Annotated in this window: 13 protein-coding genes; 6 read left to right on the top strand and 7 right to left on the bottom strand. The window is 68.6% G+C overall.

What is annotated here, in order from left to right:
• Window positions 1–56: 56 nt before the first annotated feature.
• The 4 genes from VHAB30_RS25015 to VHAB30_RS25005 all read right to left on the bottom strand — a co-directional run bounded on the left by VHAB30_RS25015 (window position 57) and on the right by VHAB30_RS25005 (window position 3,977).
• Entirely contained in the window at window positions 57–431 is a 375-nt protein-coding gene (locus tag VHAB30_RS25015) for a hypothetical protein (RefSeq protein WP_159278932.1), read from the bottom strand.
• A gap of 67 nt (window positions 432–498) precedes the next feature.
• On the bottom strand, window positions 499–2,352 hold the full coding sequence (locus VHAB30_RS25010; RefSeq protein WP_159278931.1) for a phosphoenolpyruvate carboxykinase (GTP): 1,854 nt from the start codon (window positions 2,350–2,352) through the stop codon (window positions 499–501).
• Between the two features lie 151 nt (window positions 2,353–2,503).
• Entirely contained in the window at window positions 2,504–2,656 is a 153-nt protein-coding gene (locus VHAB30_RS30990; RefSeq protein ID WP_169805104.1) for a hypothetical protein, read from the bottom strand.
• 121 nt (window positions 2,657–2,777) lie between these two features.
• Window positions 2,778–3,977, bottom strand: coding sequence for a threonine ammonia-lyase (locus VHAB30_RS25005; RefSeq protein WP_169805105.1), 1,200 nt, complete (start codon window positions 3,975–3,977; stop codon window positions 2,778–2,780).
• A 116-nt stretch (window positions 3,978–4,093) separates the two neighbouring features.
• Here VHAB30_RS25005 and VHAB30_RS25000 point away from each other — a divergent pair, with 116 nt between their 5' ends.
• The 4 genes from VHAB30_RS25000 to xylB all read left to right on the top strand — a co-directional run bounded on the left by VHAB30_RS25000 (window position 4,094) and on the right by xylB (window position 11,042).
• Window positions 4,094–6,418 (top strand): ATP-binding protein, encoded by a 2,325-nt coding sequence (locus VHAB30_RS25000; protein WP_062482108.1) that lies wholly within the window; start codon window positions 4,094–4,096, stop codon window positions 6,416–6,418.
• 77 nt (window positions 6,419–6,495) lie between these two features.
• On the top strand, window positions 6,496–8,127 hold the full coding sequence (locus VHAB30_RS24995) for a S41 family peptidase (protein ID WP_159278930.1): 1,632 nt from the start codon (window positions 6,496–6,498) through the stop codon (window positions 8,125–8,127).
• A 190-nt stretch (window positions 8,128–8,317) separates the two neighbouring features.
• Window positions 8,318–9,499, top strand: a complete 1,182-nt coding sequence (locus VHAB30_RS24990) for a nucleoside hydrolase (RefSeq protein WP_159278929.1) — start codon at window positions 8,318–8,320, stop codon at window positions 9,497–9,499.
• A gap of 70 nt (window positions 9,500–9,569) precedes the next feature.
• A complete protein-coding gene (xylB, locus tag VHAB30_RS24985; protein ID WP_159278928.1) occupies window positions 9,570–11,042 on the top strand; it encodes a xylulokinase in 1,473 nt (490 codons plus the stop codon).
• 16 nt (window positions 11,043–11,058) lie between these two features.
• On the opposite strand, the gene VHAB30_RS24980 is transcribed toward xylB, so the two are convergent.
• Together VHAB30_RS24980 and VHAB30_RS24975 are read right to left on the bottom strand one after the other, a co-directional pair.
• Window positions 11,059–12,027: a tripartite tricarboxylate transporter substrate binding protein BugE gene (locus tag VHAB30_RS24980; RefSeq protein WP_159278927.1), complete on the bottom strand. Its 969-nt coding sequence runs from the start codon at window positions 12,025–12,027 to the stop codon at window positions 11,059–11,061.
• A 52-nt stretch (window positions 12,028–12,079) separates the two neighbouring features.
• The gene (locus VHAB30_RS24975; protein ID WP_390904035.1) at window positions 12,080–13,321 is read right to left on the bottom strand and encodes an alpha-hydroxy acid oxidase; all 1,242 of its coding nucleotides are present in this window, start codon (window positions 13,319–13,321) and stop codon (window positions 12,080–12,082) included.
• 112 nt (window positions 13,322–13,433) lie between these two features.
• Here VHAB30_RS24975 and VHAB30_RS24970 point away from each other — a divergent pair, with 112 nt between their 5' ends.
• Window positions 13,434–14,336 carry a LysR family transcriptional regulator gene (locus VHAB30_RS24970; protein ID WP_062481283.1) on the top strand — a complete coding sequence of 301 codons (903 nt, stop codon included), beginning with the start codon at window positions 13,434–13,436 and terminating at the stop codon, window positions 14,334–14,336.
• Between the two features lie 10 nt (window positions 14,337–14,346).
• Here VHAB30_RS24970 and recQ read toward each other — a convergent pair whose 3' ends face one another.
• The gene (recQ, locus tag VHAB30_RS24965; protein WP_174250282.1) at window positions 14,347–16,257 is read right to left on the bottom strand and encodes a DNA helicase RecQ; all 1,911 of its coding nucleotides are present in this window, start codon (window positions 16,255–16,257) and stop codon (window positions 14,347–14,349) included.
• Window positions 16,258–16,563: 306 nt separating this feature from the next.
• Between recQ and VHAB30_RS24960 the strand changes: the two genes are divergently transcribed.
• Entirely contained in the window at window positions 16,564–17,529 is a 966-nt protein-coding gene (locus VHAB30_RS24960) for an ABC transporter substrate-binding protein (protein WP_159278925.1), read from the top strand.
• The last annotated feature ends 7 nt before the right edge of the window (window positions 17,530–17,536 follow it).

The following is a 17,536-nucleotide window of genomic DNA, read 5'->3' as shown; positions in this document are numbered from 1 at the left end:
AAAAAGCGCTGACTCGAAAGAATCAGCGCTTTTTTATTGCAGCAGACAACCGCCAATCAGGCGTTGTGAACTCCCGAAGCATCGGATTGTGCTGCGCCGGCCGTAATCAGCTCTGCAAGCAGGTCCGTCGTCAGGGCCTCCAGCGACTCATCGGCAAAGAATCGAGCCCGGATCAGCTCGAAATAGGGCGTTCCAGCGAGCCATCTATCCCATTCAGCGTGCGACGCCGCGTGCAGTTCGAGAAGCTTGAACTTCATCAGCACCTTCATCGCATGGCGTGCGTGCTTCACTGGGTCTCGCTCCAAGCCAGACAGCCGCCGGCGCGCCGTATGCAAGGCATCGGTAAAAACGCCGCCATGCCCCGGGATCACCTGGCACGGCGACAATTGACCTGCGCCCAAAACAAAAAAAGCCCGATGAGATGAACTCATCGGGCTTTCTATTGGGCCTTCAAAACCCGCACTTCGCAGGCTTCATGAGCCCGCGAGAAGAGCTTACTTAAGCCGCCAGCCGCTGCTCAATCGCAGCCTTCGTCTCCGGCAGTTCCTTCGGCAGATGGTGCGCCAACTGCTGGAACAGCTCCGTGTGCAGCTTCAGCTCAGCCTGCCAGGCCGCCTTGTCGATGCTCGTGACGGTAGCGAACTGCTCGGCGCTGAAATCCAGGCCGGTCCAGTTCAGGTCTTCATAACGCGGGCTCACGCCGGTGATGTGCTCGACGCCTTCTGTCGCCTTGCCTTCCACGCGGTCGATCATCCACTTCAGCACGCGCATGTTCTCGCCATAGCCTGGCCAGACGAACTTGCCGTCCGCGCCCTTGCGGAACCAGTTGGTCGTGTAGATCTTCGGCAGCTGGGCGCCCGAGGCTTGCAGCTTCTTGCCCAGGTCGAGCCAGTGCTGGAAGTAGTCGCTCATGTTGTAGCCCATGAACGGCAGCATGGCGAACGGGTCGCGGCGCACCACGCCCTGCTGGCCGGCGGCTGCGGCGGTGGTTTCCGAGCCCATCGTGGCGGCCATGTAGACGCCTTCGACCCAGTTGCGGGCTTCGGTGACCAGCGGCACGGTCGTCGAACGGCGGCCGCCGAAGATGAAGGCGTCGATCTTCACGCCCTTCGGGTCGTCCCAGGCTTCGTCGAGCGCGGGGTTGTTGGTGGCGGCGACGGTGAAGCGCGCGTTCGGGTGGGCGGCCTTGGCGCCGGTTTCCTTGGCGATCTGCGGCGTCCACTCCTTGCCTTGCCAGTCGATGCAATGCGCGGGCGCGTCGCCCATGCCTTCCCACCAGACATCGCCATCATCGGTCAGCGCCACGTTCGTGAAGATCACGTCACGGTGCAGGCTGGCCATGCAGTTCGGGTTGGTCAAGTCGTTGGTGCCCGGGGCCACGCCGAAGTAGCCGGCTTCCGGGTTGATGGCGCGCAGCGTGCCGTCGGCTTGCGGCTTGATCCAGGCGATGTCGTCGCCGATCGTCGTGACCTTCCAGCCGTCGAAGCCCGCCGGCGGGATCAGCATGGCGAAGTTGGTCTTGCCGCAGGCGCTCGGGAAGGCGGCGGCCACGTGGTGCTTCTTGCCCTCGGGGCTGGTCACGCCGAGGATCAGCATGTGCTCGGCCAGCCAGCCTTCGTCGCGCCCCATGTTCGAGGCGATGCGCAGCGCGAAGCACTTCTTGCCCAGCAGCGCGTTGCCGCCGTAGCCCGAGCCGTAGCTCCAGATCTCGCGCGTCTCGGGGTAGTGAACGATGTACTTTGTCTTGTTGCAGGGCCAGGTCACGTCCTTCTGGCCGGCCTCGAGCGGTGCGCCCACGGTGTGGACGCAGGGCACGAACTCGCCGTCGGTGCCCAGCACCTCGTACACGGCCTTGCCCATGCGGGTCATGATGCGCATGTTGACGGCGACGTAGGGGCTGTCGGACAGCTCGATGCCGATGTGCGCAATGGGCGAGCCCAGCGGGCCCATGCTGAACGGCACCACGTACATGGTGCGGCCCTTCATGCAGCCGTCGAACAAGGGCTGCAGCGTCGCGCGCATCTCGACCGGGGCCATCCAGTTGTTGGTGGGGCCGGCGTTTTCCCTCTGCGCGGAGCAGATGAAGGTGCGGTCTTCGACGCGTGCCACGTCGCTCGGATCGGACATCGCGAGGAACGAGCCCGGGCGCTTGGCGGGGTTCAGTTTCTTGAAGGTGCCGGCGTCGACCAGTTGCTGGCAGAGGCGGTCGTATTCTTCCTTGCTGCCGTCGCACCAGTGGATGGCGTCGGGTTTGCACAGCGCGGCCATCTCGGCCACCCAGGCGATCAGCTTGGCGTTCTTGACGTATGAGGGCGCCTGAATGGGAAGGCCCTTCATCGTGGGTGCGTTCATCGGAAATCTCCTAAGTTGAAAAATCGTCTTTCCGAACGGGGCGCCGAGCCTGACCAGGCACGGAGGTCCGTTTGAGAAAACGTTTCGCTTTGGGAGATTGCGTCAACGCGGGCCGCACAGCCCGCGGACAAAAGCGCGAAAGCCTGTCAGCTCAGGCGAGAAAAACGGCGATCGACGCCAGCAGCAGCATCAGCACGCCGCCGGCCAGCGGGAGCACGAGCGGCATCAGGTGAACGACCGATTCGACGGCGTCATGTTCGGCGGCGGCAGCGTGGCCGTGCTCGGCGGGGGTGGGATGGGACATCGGGAAATACCTCGAATACGCAAATGACAACGCATCAAATGCAGTCAACCGCAAATGACAAAACTCCCGCCATTTTACCGGCGAGGCGCCGTCGGCGGGTCTAGGGGGTTGCGAGGAGCCCTCAGTGCTGCTCCACCGCTTCGAACCCGGCGTCTTTCAGGGCGCTCAACACGCTCGCCAGGTGGGCCCGGCCGCGCGTTTGCAGCACCAGCTCGACGTCGACATTCTGCGCCGCCAGCATGGTGAAGGCGCGCTGGTGGTGCACCTCGTCGACGTTAGCGCCCGCTTCGGCCACAGTGGCCGTGATCTGGGCCAATGAACCCGGCACATCGCGCGCGCTGACGCGCACCCGGGCGAGCCGCCCGGCGCGCACCATGCCGCGTTCGATGATGGCCGCGAGCAGCAGCGGATCGATGTTGCCGCCCGACAGCACCAGGCCCACGCGCTTGCCGCGAAAGCGTTCCGGGTGCCGGATCAGCGCCGCCAGGCCGGCCGCGCCCGCGCCTTCGACCAGGGTCTTTTCGATCTCGAGCAGCATCAGCACGCCCTGCTCGATGTCGCCTTCGTCCACCAGCAGCAGGTCGTCGACCTTGGCGGCGATGATCTCCCGCGTCAGCACGCCGGGCGTGCCGACCGCGATGCCTTCGGCGATCGTGCTCGTGCCTTGCGCGTGGTGCGTGCCCTTGACGGCATTCACCATCGCCGGAAAGCGCTGCGTCTGCACGCCGACGATCTCGATGCCGGGCTTGATCTCGCGCGCCGCGACGGCCATGCCGGCGATGAGCCCGCCGCCGCCGACCGCCACCACCAGCGTGTCGAGGTCGGGCACTGCGTCGAGCATCTCCAACGCGATCGTGCCCTGGCCGGCGATGATGGCTTCGTCGTCGTAAGGGTGCACGAAGGTGAGCCCTTCGCGCTCAGCCAGCGCCAATGCATGCGCGCGCGCTGCGTCCAGCGTGTCGCCGTGCAGCACGACCTCGGCGCCGAAGCCGCGCGTGCGCTCGATCTTCACGCCGGGCGTGAAGCGCGGCATCACGATGAGTGCGCGCAGGCCCAGTCGCTGCGCGTGATAAGCCACACCCTGCGCATGGTTGCCGGCCGACATGGCGATCACGCCGCGCGTGCCGCCTTCAGACAAATCGACCAGCTTGTTGCACGCCCCGCGTTCCTTGAACGAGGAGGTGAACTGCAGGTTCTCGAACTTGAGGAACACCTGCGCGCCCACGATTTCAGAGAGCGTGCGCGACTCCACGCAGGGTGTGTTGAGCACCTGGCCCTGCAGGCGCGCCGCGGCGCGACGGATAGCTTCGATTCCGACCATGGCGCGCATTGTGGCTGGAATCCAGCGGATCAGGGTTTTTACTCTTTCGGCGTCTTCCCGAAGCCAAAAGTCTGCGTTATGGTCGCTCCAAGTATTTCCTCGCAGGAGGTTGCCTGATGGTCAAGCGTGCGGGTGTCGATGTGGTGGCTGCTGCGGTGCGCGGGCAGGCCTTGCCTTCGCCCGGCCTCAAGGAAGCACCGGTGCTCGAGCTCATGTGCTCGCACTTCGTGCTCACGCTCGCCGCCAAGCAGGGGCCGCGCTTCAATGTGCGGCGCGATATCAACGGATTGCTCTCGCTCACCGGGCGCCACCTCGTGTGGCCCGCCGCGGTGTTGCAGCGATTGCGCGAGTTCCTGGGCCGCCGTTGTGCGGGCAACGAAGCGTGGAAGGGCGTCGAAGATTTCGACGGCCGCACGCTGCTCGAACGCCATGGTGTGTGGCGCGGCCCGTACGAGGAAGGCACGCTGTTCTTCTACCTCGACGAGTACGCGAAAGACCAGCCCAAGGACCTGCTCTCCGTGCTGGCCGTCACGCGCGACTGGCTCACGCACGCGCTGCGCAAGCAGTCCACGCTGGTCGAGAAGAACATCGATGCGCTCGCCGGCCTCTTGCAGCTCAACAAGGCCGAGCGCGCGCTGCTTCTGTACGGCACGCTCGCGCGCTATCAGCGCGACCTGCGCTCGCTGCTGGTCGAGTTCAAGGTCAACAACGCGCCCGAGGCCTACGCCGCCATCGCGGACATCGCGGGCGTCAACGCGAGCGAGGTGGGCGAAGCGCTGCGCGCGGGTTCGCGGCTGGAGCGCATCGGCCTGGTCGAGAACCTCATCTCCGAGCACAACATCACCGACCTCGCCGACCTCATGAAGGTCAGCGAGAAGCTGCCGCCCGTGCTCATGCGCGAGTACCGCGACCACAACGAGCTGATGGCCGTGTTCACGCGGCCCTCGGCCAAGAGCGCGCTCACGCCGCACGACTTCTCCTTCGTGCAGGAAGACGCACAGATGCTCGTCACGCTGCTGCGCGCGGCAGTGGCACGCAAGGAGCCCGGCGTCAACGTGCTGCTCTACGGCCCGCCCGGCACCGGCAAGACCGAGCTGGCCAAGGTGGTCGCGCAGGCCGCGGGCCTCGAACTCTTCGAGGTCGAGTACGCCGACCGCGACGGCAACTCGCTCAGCGGCCGCGACCGCTACCGCTCGCTGCAGATCGCGCAGGTGTTCCTCAAGGGCAGCGCACAGGCCGCATTGCTGTTCGACGAGGTCGAGGACGTGTTCCCGCCCATCAGCACCGAGGCCGCGCAGTTCATGGCGCGCGCCGAGCAGATTCCCGCGCCCGCCAGTGGCAGCGTGAGCGGCAAGGCCTGGGTCAACCAGATCCTCGAGGCCAACCCCGTGCCCACGCTGTGGGTCACCAACCGCATCGAGCAGATCGACCCGGCCTTCCGCCGCCGCTTCGCCTACCACCTGGAGCTCAAGTCGCCGCCGCCCGGCGCGCGCGAGCAACTCGTCAAGAAGACGCTCGAAGGCGTGGTCGTGTCCGAGGCCTTCACCGCCAAGCTGGCCGAGCGCAAGGGCCTCACGCCCGCACAGATCCGCACCGCCGTGCGCTTCGCCGGCCTGGCGAAGACCGACGAGGCCTCGGTCGAAGCCCTCATCGAGCGCCAGCTGCGCAACGCCGACCTCGCGCTGGGTACGCTCGACAAGAGCCCGGCCGAGCGCCGCAGCGTCACCACCTACGACCTGGACATGCTCCATGTCGAAACCCGCTTCGAGATCCCGCGCATCGTGGAGGCGCTGAAGGCGCGCGGCCACGGCACGCTGTGCTTCTACGGCGCGCCCGGCACCGGCAAGACCGCGCTGGCCGAGCACATCGCCAAGGCCGTGGGGCGCCCGCTCATCGTCAAGCAGGCCAGCGACCTCATGAGCAAGTACGTCGGCGAGACCGAGCAGAACATGGCCGCCATGTTCAAGGAGGCCGAATCCGAGAAGGCCGTGCTGCTGCTCGACGAGGCCGACTCGTTCCTGCAGGACCGGCGCGGCGCGCAGCGCACCTACGAGGTCACCGAGGTCAACGAGATGCTGCAGGGCATGGAGCGCTTTCGCGGCGTGTTCGTGTGCACCACCAACCTGCTCGACCGGCTCGACCAGGCGGCGTTGCGGCGCTTCACCTTCAAGATCAAGTTCATGCCGCTCACCGCGGCCCAGCGCGAGCGCATGTTCGTCACCGAGGCGCTCGCGGGCGACGCGGCCCTGCTCACCGGCGAGGTGCGCGCGCGTCTGGCGCTGCTGTCGCAGCTGTGCCCGGGCGACTTCGCGGCCGTGAAGCGGCAGACCGACATCCTCGCGGCCGAGTTCTCGGCGGCGGAGTTTCTCGAACAGCTCGAAGCCGAACATCGCATCAAGCCCGAGGTGCGCGAATCGCGCGGCATGGGCTTCATCCAGTAGCGGGCGAGCGTCCCGCCCCCGCGCCCCGAAAAAAACCGATCAGCACTGTCCGCCACCGCGGACGCCAGGAGGACCCGATGGCCTTTCGCAATGCACACGCGTCGCGGCGCTCGCGGGCCCTGGCCGCCACCACCGGCGCGATGGCGCTCGCCCTGGCCGGCCTGCTGGCGGGGTGCGGTGGAGGCGGCGGGGGAGGAGGTGGCGGCGGTGGCTTCCCGATCGGCGTGCTGCCGACGCCCGCGCCGGGAGGCGGGGGCAACGGGGGCGAGGGCGGCATCGTCGCGTCCGCGACCGTCGCCGGCCAGTGCGTCGCGCCGCGCCGGGGCACCAACCCCGCGACGGGCCGCGCGTACCCCGACACCGCCGGCACCGTCGACAACGAGAAGAGCTGGGTGCGCGGCTGGATCGACGAAACCTACCTTTGGTACAACGAGGTGCCCACGACCCTCAAGGCGTCCGACTACGCCACGCCGTTGACCTGGTTCAGTGTGCTCAAGACGCAGGCCACCACGCCCTCGGGCCAGCTCAAGGATCGCTTCCACTTCTACCTCGACACCGAGGCGTACCGCCTGGAGTCGGAGGGCGGCGTGTCGGTCGGCTACGGCATGGACACGGCGGCGGTGCGCAGCTCGCCGCCGCGCAACATCCGCCTCGCCTTCGTCGAGCCGGGTTCGCCGGCGGCGGCGGCCGGCCTGGCGCGCGGGGCCAAGCTGGTCGCGGTCGACGGCGTCGACGTGGTGGCCAGCACCGGGCAGGCCAACGTCGACATCATCAATCGCGCGATCTCGCCGCAGAACCTCGGCGAGAAGCACACCTTCACCTTCGAGGTGAGCGGCACGCGCGGCAGCCCGATCGAGCTCACGGCCCAGCGCATCACGAGCACCCCGGTGCTCTACACCCGCACCATCGGGCCGGCCGGCAACCGCGTGGGCTACCTGCTGTTCAACGACCACATCTCGACCGCCGAGGGGCAGCTGGTCACGGCCATGAACACGCTCAAGCAGGACGGCGGCGTCCAGGACCTCGTGATCGACATGCGCTACAACGGCGGCGGCCAGCTGCGCATCGCAAGCCAGCTGGCCTACATGGTGGCCGGGCCGGGCCCGACGAACGGCAAGACCTTCGAGTTGCTGACCTTCAACGACAAGAACCCGTACCGCACCACGCTCGCGGACAACCTCACGCCCTTCTTCACGACCACCCGCGCCAACCAGCCCCTGCCCACGCTGGGCCTGTCGCGCGTCACGCTGCTGACGGGCCGCAGCACCTGCTCGGCCAGCGAGTCGGTCATCAACAGCCTGCGCGGCGTGGGCGTCACGGTCAACCTCGTGGGCGCCACCACCTGCGGCAAGCCCTACGGGTTCGTTCCGCAGGACAACTGCGGCACCACCTACTTCGCGGTCAACTTCAAGGGCGTCAACCAGGCCGGGTTCGGCGACTACGGCGACGGCTTTGCGCCCAATGCCAGCTGCGCCGTGGCCGACGACTTCGACCACCTCCTGGGCGACGCTGCCGAAGGCCGGCTGGCCGCGGCGCTGCGGCTGCGCGACACCGGGTCGTGCACGGCACCGACTGCGTCCGCCAAGGCCGCGGATGTCCCGGGCCTGGAGAAGGCCGCCACGTCGGCAGAAGAAGACGAACCCTTCCTGCGTCCCCGCTCGCCGCTGCGCGAGAACCGGCTGATCGACCCCGTGCCCAACCCGGGTTGAGGACACCCTGACCCCCGCGCGAGGCCGACGCTCCGGCCTCGCGGAAAACCCCTAGCCGCACCCCATTGCCACGCCTGTGGCCTGCCACTTAGAGTTTGGCAAACGTTTGCGCAAAGGTTTGCGCAAACGTTTCCACCCCCTGGCGCCCCTCTGGAAACCGGGTTGAAAACCAAACACTTAGGAGAAGCAGATGCGCAAATGGACAGTGAGGGCCTTCTGGCTCGTCGCCGTGGCCGTGCTCACGGCATGCGGCGGCGGGGGCGATGGTGGTGGCGGCATCGGCCTGGCGCCCGGGTACGCGGCGACGCCGGTGGCGCAGAAAGTCATCATCGACAGCGACTACAACACCATGAGCGACGACGGCCAGCTCGGCGTCATGGCCGCGCAGCTGCAGGCCGAGGGCAAGGTGCAGGTGATGGGCATCAGCGTGGTGTCGGGCAACCAGTGGCTCAAGCAGGGCGTGGCCGACGCGCTGATGTCGGTCGAGCGCCTGGGCGTGGGCCAGCGCATCGGCGTCTACGTGGGCGAGAACTACGCGCTGAACCACACCTTCGCGGACATCGAGGCTGAGATGAAGGCCGGCGCAGGCGGCGACGGCTACCTGGGCGCCTGGAGCGGCCCCGAGCCCAAGACCGACGCCGACCTCAAGCCCTCGCCCGACGGCTTCGCCACTCGCACCGTGGTGCAGCGCAAGAGCGCGGTCGACTTCATCATCGACACCGTCAAGGCCAACCCGAACGAGATCACCATCCTGGCCATCGGCCCGCTCACCAACATCGCGCTGGCCGCGAAGAAGAGCCCCGAGATCGTGCCGCTGATCAAGAAGATCATCTACATGGGCGGCGCCGTCGACGTGGCCGGCAACACCACCCATTTCGCCGAGTTCAACTGGTGGTTCGACCCCGAGGCCGCGCAGTTCGTGGTGCGCCTGCCGATCCCGCAGGTGGTGGTGCCGCTGGACGTGACCGACACCGTGTTCCTCACCAAGCCCGTCTACGACCGCATCGCGCACCCGGCCAAGCCCACGGCCGTGACCGAGGTGTTCCGCAAGCTCAACGGCTACGGCTTCAGCGGCACCAACGGCTTCGAGAACAACCCGAACTACACGCAGAACATCTGGGACACGCTGGTGCTGGCCTACCTCATCGATCCGCGCTACGCCACGCAGACCGTCGAGCGCTATGTCGACGTGGTGGCCAAGCCCGGCGCGGCCGACAACGGCCGCTCCATCGGCTACACCACGCCGCCCGCGGGCGTGCCGCTGCAGAAGATGACGGTGGTGAAGAAGTTCGACAACGCGCGCTTCTTCGAGCTCTACATCGACCTGCTCACGCGGCCGGTGCCGATCACGCTGCCGGCGAGCGGCTCGTAAACCACCTGCCGTCAGCCGGCGCGCGGGGCCGGAGCGCCGATACTTCGGCCCTCGAACAGGGAACACACGCATGCTGATCGGCATCGATATCGGAACCTCCGCGGTCAAGATCGTCCTGACCGACCTGCAACTGCTGCAGGTCGTGGCCACGGTCGATCGGCCGCTCACTTCGCAGTACCCGCAGCCGCTGTGGTGCGAGCACGACCCCGACCAGTGGTGGGCCGCCGTGGCGGACGGCCTCGACGAGCTGGCGCGCACGCACCCGACAGCGATGGCCGGCGTGCAAGGCATCGGCCTGTCGGGCCAGATGCACTCGCTCGTGCTGCTCGACGCGGCCGACCGCCCGGTGCGCCCTGCGATCCTCTGGAACGACGGCCGCGCCGCCGCCGAGGCTGCCGATCTCATGCAGACCGACCTCGCACTGCGCCGCGCCGTCGGCGTGCAGCCGATGGCGGGCTTCACCGGCCCCAAGCTGCGCTGGCTGCGCACCCACGAGCCCGAGGCCGTGGCGCGCGCCCGCTCGCTGCTGCTGACCAAGGACTACGTGCGCCTGCAGCTGTCGGGCGACAAGGTGACCGACGTCACCGACGCGGCCGGCACCTGGCTGTTCGACCAGGCGCAGCGCCGCTGGTCGCCACAGGCGCTCGCCGCCTGCGGGGTCGATCCCGCCTGGCTGCCGCGCGTGGTCGAGTCGTGCGAGCCCTGCGCCACCGTGCGCGACGCGCTGGCCGCGCGCTGGGGCTTGCCGCGCGGCGTGCCGATCGCGGGCGGCGCGGGCGATGCCGCGGCGGGCGGCGTCGGCATCGGCGTGGTCGGGCCGGGCGACGGCTTCGTGTCGCTCGGCACTTCGGCGCAGATCCTGGTGGCCGACACCGCGCACCGCCCCGACCCCGAGCGGCTGGTGCACGCCTTCTGCCACGCGCTGCCGCAGCGCTGGTACCGCATGGCCGCGCTGCTCAACGGCGCGAGCCCGCTCGCGGCGCTGGCGTCGTGCACCGGTGGTGCATCGGTCGGCGCGCTGCTGGCCGAGGTCGAGGCCGCGTACGCCGGGCCCTCGCGCCTGCTCGCGCTGCCTTATCTGTTCGGCGAGCGCACGCCGCACAACAACCCCTTCGCGCGCGGCGCGATCGTCGGCCTGTCGGGCGCCACCACGCGCGCCGACCTGATGCAGGCGGTCTGCGAAGGCATCGCCTTCTCGCTCGCCGACGGGCTGGAAGCGCTGAGCGCGCAGACGGCGCGGCCCGAGCGCCTGGCGCTGATTGGCGGCGGCGCGCGCTCCGCCTTCCTGGCGCAGCTGATCGCGTCGGTGCTGGACGTGCCGCTGGTGCTGTACGAATCCGCCGACCGTGGCCCGGCCTTCGGTGCGGCGCGGCTCGCGCGGCTGGCGGTCACGGGCGAAGACCCGGCGGGTGTGGTCGTCGCGCCGGCCGTGCGCCAGGTGCTCGCGCCCGACGCCGCCTTGCACGCGGCCTACCAGCCGCGGCTCGAGGCCTTCCGCACGCTCTACCGCGCGATGGCGCCGCTCTGGGCGTCGGTGGCCTGACGAGGCACTCGCTGGTTCAGTCCGGCGTGAGTCCGGCGGAGTCCACCACCTTCTTGTACACGTCGAACTCGGCGGCAATCTGCTGCGTGAATTCCTGCGGCGTGTTGCCGACGACGAAGGAGCCGGTGTCCTGGATGCGCTTGCGCACGGCAGGCTCTTCGAGCGACTTGCGCGCCGCCGCGTGCACCTTGTCCACCACGTCCTTGGGCAGGCCCTTGGGGCCCACGATGCCGTAGTACGCCATGCGGTTCACCGGCGCGAGCCCGACCTCCTTGAAGGTCGGCACGTCGGGCAGGTCCTTCAGGCGCTCGGACGCCGCCACGACGATCGGGATCAGCCGACGGTCCTTGATGAAGGGCAGCGCCGACGGCAGGTTGTCGAAGATCATCGCGACCTGGCCCGCGACGGTGTCGTTGAGCGCCGGGCCCGACCCGCGGTAGGGGATGTGCGTGACGGACACGCCGGCCATGCCCTTGTACAGCTCCATCTGCAGGTGCCCGATGCTGCCCGTGCCTGCGGTGGCGTAGGCGTACTTGCCGGGGTTCTTCTTCAGCACCTCGATGAAGCCCTTGTAGTCCCGGGCCGGAAAGCTGGGGTGGACCGAAATGACGTTGGGCGTCGCCGCCAGGTTGATGATCGGCGTGAAGTCGGTCTTCGGGTTGTAGGGCACCTTCGGGTTGATGGCCGGGTTGGCCGCCGTCGTCGACACGGTGCCGATGCCCAACGCGTAGCCGTCGGGCGTGGCGCGCGCGGTCTCGGCGGCCCCGATCGCACCGCCCGCGCCCGACTTGTTCTCGACGATGACGCTCTGCCCCAGGTGCCTGCCCAGGGGCTCGGAGATGACGCGCGCAATGATGTCCGTCGTGCCGCCCGGCGCGAACGGCACCTGCAGCTTGACGGGCTTGTCGGGGTAGCCCTGCGCGTGGGCGGGCACGGTTGCCGCCAGCAGGCAGGCGAGGGCGAACAGGGTGGGTTTTTTTGGCAAGGTGTCTTCCTCCTCTTGGATTGATGGAATGGGTGGGATGAGGGGGAACAGGTCAGGGGCGCCGAGGGATCAGGCAGCTCGCGTCGAGTTCGCCCGGGTCGTTGACGCCGAGCATGGCCATGTTCCGATCGACCTCGTCCCGCAGCAGCCGGATCGCGTGCGTGACGCCCGCGTGGCCGCCCACGGCGGCGGCATACATGAACGGCCGGCCGGCGAACACGGCCTTGGCGCCCAGCGCCAGTGCCTTCAGCACGTCGCTGCCGCGGCGCACACCGCCGTCGACCATCACGGGCAGCTCGCCCGCGGCGTCCAGCACCTGCGGCAGCGCGCGCAGCGCCGGGGCCGCGCCGTCGAGCTGCCGGCCGCCGTGGTTGGAGACGATGAGGCCATCGGCGCCGAGCTGGCGCGCGCGCCGCGCATCGGCCGGATGAAGAATGCCCTTCAGGATCAGCGGCCCGCGCCACTGCTGGCGGATGCGGGCGATGTGGTCCCAGTGGATGTGGTCGCGGCCGGTCGTGTCGCGGATCGCGGTGCTGGAGAAAAGAGGCGCGCCGCGCGTGGCGAACGAGTTCTCGAAATACGGCATGCCCTGCGTCACGAAGGTCCGCGCGAGCGTGCCGAGCAGCCAGCGCGGCCGCACGAGGCCGTCCCATGCCAGCCGCAGGCTGGGCCGCAGCGGCGTCGTGAAGCCGGCGCGCACGTTGTTTTCGCGGTTCGCCCAGACGGGAATGTCGACCGTGACGACCAGGTGGCGAAAGCCCGCGCCGGCAATGCGCGCCACCAGGCCGTCGATGCGCGCCGCGTCGCCCGGCAGGTAGGCCTGGAACCACGTGCCGGGCGCGGCCTGGGCCACTTCTTCCATCGGAATGAGCGAGGTGCCGCTCATGACCGCGGGAATGCCGGCCGCCTGCGCCGCCTGCGCGAGCACCAGGTCGCCGCGGTAGGCCGACAGCGCGCTGATGCCGACCGGCGCGATCCCGAAGGGCGACGCGTAGCGCTGGCCGAACAGCGTGACCTCCTGCGAGCGCCGGGAGACATCGACCAGCACCCGGGGCAGGAAGTCGTGCGCGTCGAACGCGGCGCGGTTGGCGTCCAGCGAGCGGTTGTCTTCCGCCGCGCCGGCGATGTAGCCGAACAGCGGGCGCGGCAGCCGGCGCCGGGCCGCGTGCTCGAAGTCCTGCAGCGACAGGATGCCGGCCAGACGCCGTGGTGTCGCGGCGGCAGCAGCGGGGGCTTGCGCCGGCGCGGGGCGCGGGGCATCGAAGGCACGCGAGAAAACAGTCATGTCCGTCATCCAGTCAGTCGTTCGGTCCGCGCGGACTGTAGGCGTGCAGAAGGTTTTGAAAAAGCGAATTTATGGTAATTTGCCATTTCGCTTTTTTCGAAATGACAGAGGGGAACGGCGCATGACGCTGAAGCAACTGGAGGCGTTCTACTGGGCCGCGACCTGCGCCAGCTTTGCGCTCGCGGCGCAGCGGCTGCACCTGTCGACCTCGTCGCTGTCCAAGCGCCTGGCCGAGCTGGAGGTGTCGCTCGGCGCGCCCTTGTTCGACCGCGCCGGGCAGCGGGCCACGCTCACGGACGCGGGCGAGCGTTTCCTGCCGCGCGCCGCCGCGCTGCTGCTGGCGGCCGACGAAACGAAGCGGTCGATCGGCGCGCCCGCCAGCCTCGGAGGTCGCTGCACCTTCGGCATCGGCGAACTGAGCGCGCTGACCTGGCTGCCCCAGCTCGTCGCGCATGTGGGGCGGCACCTGCCCGACCTGCGCCTGGAGCCGCACGTCAACTTCGGCTCGGCGCTGGACGAGCGCCTTCGCAACGGCGAGCTCGACTGCGCGGTGATCGCCGGGCGCTCACCGCACCACGGGCTGATCTCGTCGCACACCGTGGGCCAGGCGCATTTCGTGTGGGTGGCCGCGCCCGCGCTGGCGGGCAAGACCACGACCCTCGGCGCGCCGCTGCTCGCGCAACATCCCATCGTGACGCTGCCGACCGGCGCGGGCACCAGCCGCCTGCTCGACGAATGGCTCATGGCCGAGAACCTCGAGGCGCCGCACCGCCTCAGCTGCAACAGCTGGGGCGCTGTCGCCGGCCTGCTGATCGAGGGGATCGGTGTCGGGTTCCTGCCGGAAGGCTGGGCGCGCCTGCTGTCGCGCCGCGGCGACCTGCGCATCCTGAAGACCCGCCAGGCCCTGCCCGCGCTGACCTACACCTTCCAGAAGCGCAGCAACGACGAGCGCCATCTGCTGACGGCCATGCGCGCCGCGGTGCTCGCGTCCATCGATTTCTCGAAGGCCGCCCGCCTGCTCTAGCCGGAGAGGGTCAGAAGGCCTCGCACACGCGAAGCACCTCGGCGCCGTAGGCCTCGAGCTTCTTCGTGCCGATGCCGCTGATGCCCTGCAGGTCTTCGAGCGTCGCGGGCGCGCGCTCGGCAATGGCGGCCAGCGTGGCGTCGTGGAAGATCACGTAGGCCGGCAGGTTGTGTTCCTTGGCCACCTCGGCGCGCCAGGCCTTGAGCGCCTCGAAGCGCTTCTTGCCGGTGTCGTCCAGCGAGGCCGCAGCCGGCGACGGCGCGCCCTTGGCGGCTTTTTCGCGCCGGGGCTTGCGCTCGGCGGGCGACGACACCGACTCGCGCAGCGACACCGAGGTCTCGCCCTTGAGCACCGCGCGCGAGCCCTCGGTGAGCTTCAGTGTGTTGAAGGCTTCCGCGTCCACCGCCAGCGCGCCGGTGGCGATCAGCTGGCGCAGCACGCCGCGCAGCGCCACCTCGCTGAACTCCGCGCCGATGCCGAAGGTGCTGATGCGCTCGTGCCCGAACTGCTTGACCTTCTCGGTCGCCTTGCCGCGCAGGATGTCCATGATGTGGCCCGCGCCGAAGCTGATGCCGCTGAGCTGCTGCACGCGGTAGATGGTGCTCAGCAGCTTGCGCGCGGCATCGGTGCCGTCCCACACCTGCGGCGGGTTCAGGCAGTTGTCGCAGTTGCCGCAGGGCGTGCTCTTCTCGCCGAAGTAGCCCAGCAGGCGCACGCGGCGGCAGTCGCTGGCCTCGGCCAGCGAGAGCAGGGCGTCGAGCTTGCCGCGCATCACCTGCTTGAACTCTTCGCCGGCCGGGCTCTCGTCGATCATGCGGCGCTGGTTCACCACGTCGTTCAGGCCGTAGGCCATCCAGGCGTCGGCGGGGGCGCCGTCGCGGCCCGCGCGACCGGTTTCCTGGTAGTAGCCCTCGATGTTCTTGGGCATGTCGACGTGGCCGACGAAGCGCACGTCGGGCTTGTCGATGCCCATGCCGAAGGCGATGGTCGCGACCATCACGATGCCTTCCTCGCGCAGGAAGCGGTCCTGGTGCTTCTGACGCACCGCCGCGTCCAGGCCTGCGTGGTACGGCAGCGCGTTGATGCCGGCGCCCTGCAGCGTCGTCGCGAGGTCTTCCACGCGCTTGCGCGACTGGCAATAGACCACGCCCGCATCGCCCTCGTGCTCACGCTCGATGAAGCGCAGCAGCTGCGTGGTGGCGTCCTTCTTCTCGACGATGGTGTAGCGGATGTTCGGACGGTCGAAGCTGGAGACGAACTGGCGCGCCTCCTCGAGCTGCAGCCGCTCGACGATGTCGGCGCGCGTGAGGTCGTCGGCCGTGGCCGTGAGCGCGATGCGCGGCACGCCCGGGTAGCGCTCGTGCAGCACGGTGAGCGCGCGGTACTCGGGGCGGAAGTCGTGGCCCCACTGGCTCACGCAATGCGCCTCGTCGATGGCGAACAGCGAGAGCTTGCCGCGCTCGTTCAACGAATCGAGCTGCGACAGGAAGCGCGGCGTGTTCACGCGCTCGGGCGCCGCGTACAGCAGCGTGATCTCGCCGCGCAGCATGCGGCGCTCCACGTCCTGCGTCTGTTCCCAGTCGAGCGTGGAATTGAGGAAGGCCGCGCTCACCCCCGCCTCGTGCAACGCGCCGACCTGGTCGTGCATCAGCGCGATCAGCGGCGACACCACCACCGCCACGCCGCGCCCCGCGCGCTGCCGCGCGATGGCCGGGATCTGGTAACAGAGCGACTTGCCGCCGCCCGTGGGCATGAGCACCAGCGCGTCGCCGCCGCCCACCACGTGCTCCACGATGTCCTGCTGGGCCCCGCGAAAGCGCGCGTAGCCGAACACGTCGTGAAGGATGTCGGCGGGGGCCGCGCTGCCGGGGCTGCTGCCGTCGCTGGTGGCGTCGAAGGGGCGGGGAGCGAGGGAGGACACAGGCGGGGGTGCGAAGGGCGGGAGAGGGGGAGAAAAGGGCCGGAGCCGGGGCGGACGCCGATTGTCCCCCAGCGGCTCCGATATGACTGTGGCACGGCGTTTGCAATGGTGAACCCCGTCCCGGCACCCCTCTTGTCTAGACAGCAAACTGGGGCATTTCTCTCGGAGATGCACCAAAACAGGACTTTCGGGTTATCCTGTATATACAAGTTGGGGCGCCTGGCAACAATGCGAGGCGTGCTGCCCATATCCCCCGGGCATGTATCGCCGAATCACCTCTCTCAAAAAATGGAACCAGGAGTCCCCATGGTCAAGGTAGTTGTGAAAGTCGCTTCGCTGCTGGCAGCAGGTGCATGTGCAGCGGGCATGGCCGGAACGGCCGCCGCCCAGGACACGAAGATTTCGCTCGGCATGTCCGGCTGGACCGGCTTTGCGCCGCTGTCGCTGGCCGACAAGGCCGGCATCTTCAAGAAGAACGGGCTGGACGTCGAACTCAAGATGATCCCGCAGAAGGACCGCCACCTGGCGCTGGCCTCCGGCGCGATCCAGTGCGCGGCCACCACGGTGGAGACGCACGTGGCCTGGAACGCCAACGGCGTGCCGATCGTGCAGATCTTCCAGATGGACAAGTCCTACGGCGCCGACGGCCTGGCCGTGCGCAACGACGTGAAGAGCTTTTCCGACCTCAAGGGCAAGAGCATCGGCGTGAGCGCCCCGGGCACCGCGCCGTACTTCGGCCTGGCCTGGATGCTCAGCAAGAACGGCATGAGCCTGAAGGACGTGAAGGTGGTCTCGCTCGAGCCGCAGCCCGCCGCGCAGGCTTTCGTGGCCGGCCAGAACGACGCCGCCATGACCTACGAGCCCTACCTGTCGACCGTGCGCGCCAACCCGGCCGCCGGCAAGATTTTGGCCACCACGCTCGACTACCCGATGGTGATGGACACCGTCGGCTGCGCCCCCACTTGGCTCAAGGCCAACAGCAAGGCCGCCGCCGCGCTCACCAAGTCTTACTTCGACGCACTGGACATGATCAAGGCCGACCCGGCCAAGGCCAACGAACTCATGGGCTCGGCCGTCAAGCAAAGCGGCGAGCAGTTCGCCAAGTCGTCGGCCTACCTGCGCTGGCAGGACAAGGCCGCCAACCAGAAGTTCTTCGCAGGCGAGCTCACCAGCTTCATGAAGGAAGCCGCGGCCATCCTGCTGGAGGCCGGCGTGATCCGCAAGGCGCCGGAAGACTATGCCGCCACCTTCGACGCCAGCTATGTCAAGTAAGGCCTTG

The sequence above is a fragment of the Variovorax boronicumulans genome (assembly GCF_009811375.1).
Taxonomy (GTDB): domain Bacteria; phylum Pseudomonadota; class Gammaproteobacteria; order Burkholderiales; family Burkholderiaceae_C; genus Variovorax; species Variovorax boronicumulans.
The sequence above is the reverse complement of the archived record's forward strand: the minus strand, read 5'-3'. Positions and strand labels throughout refer to the sequence as shown.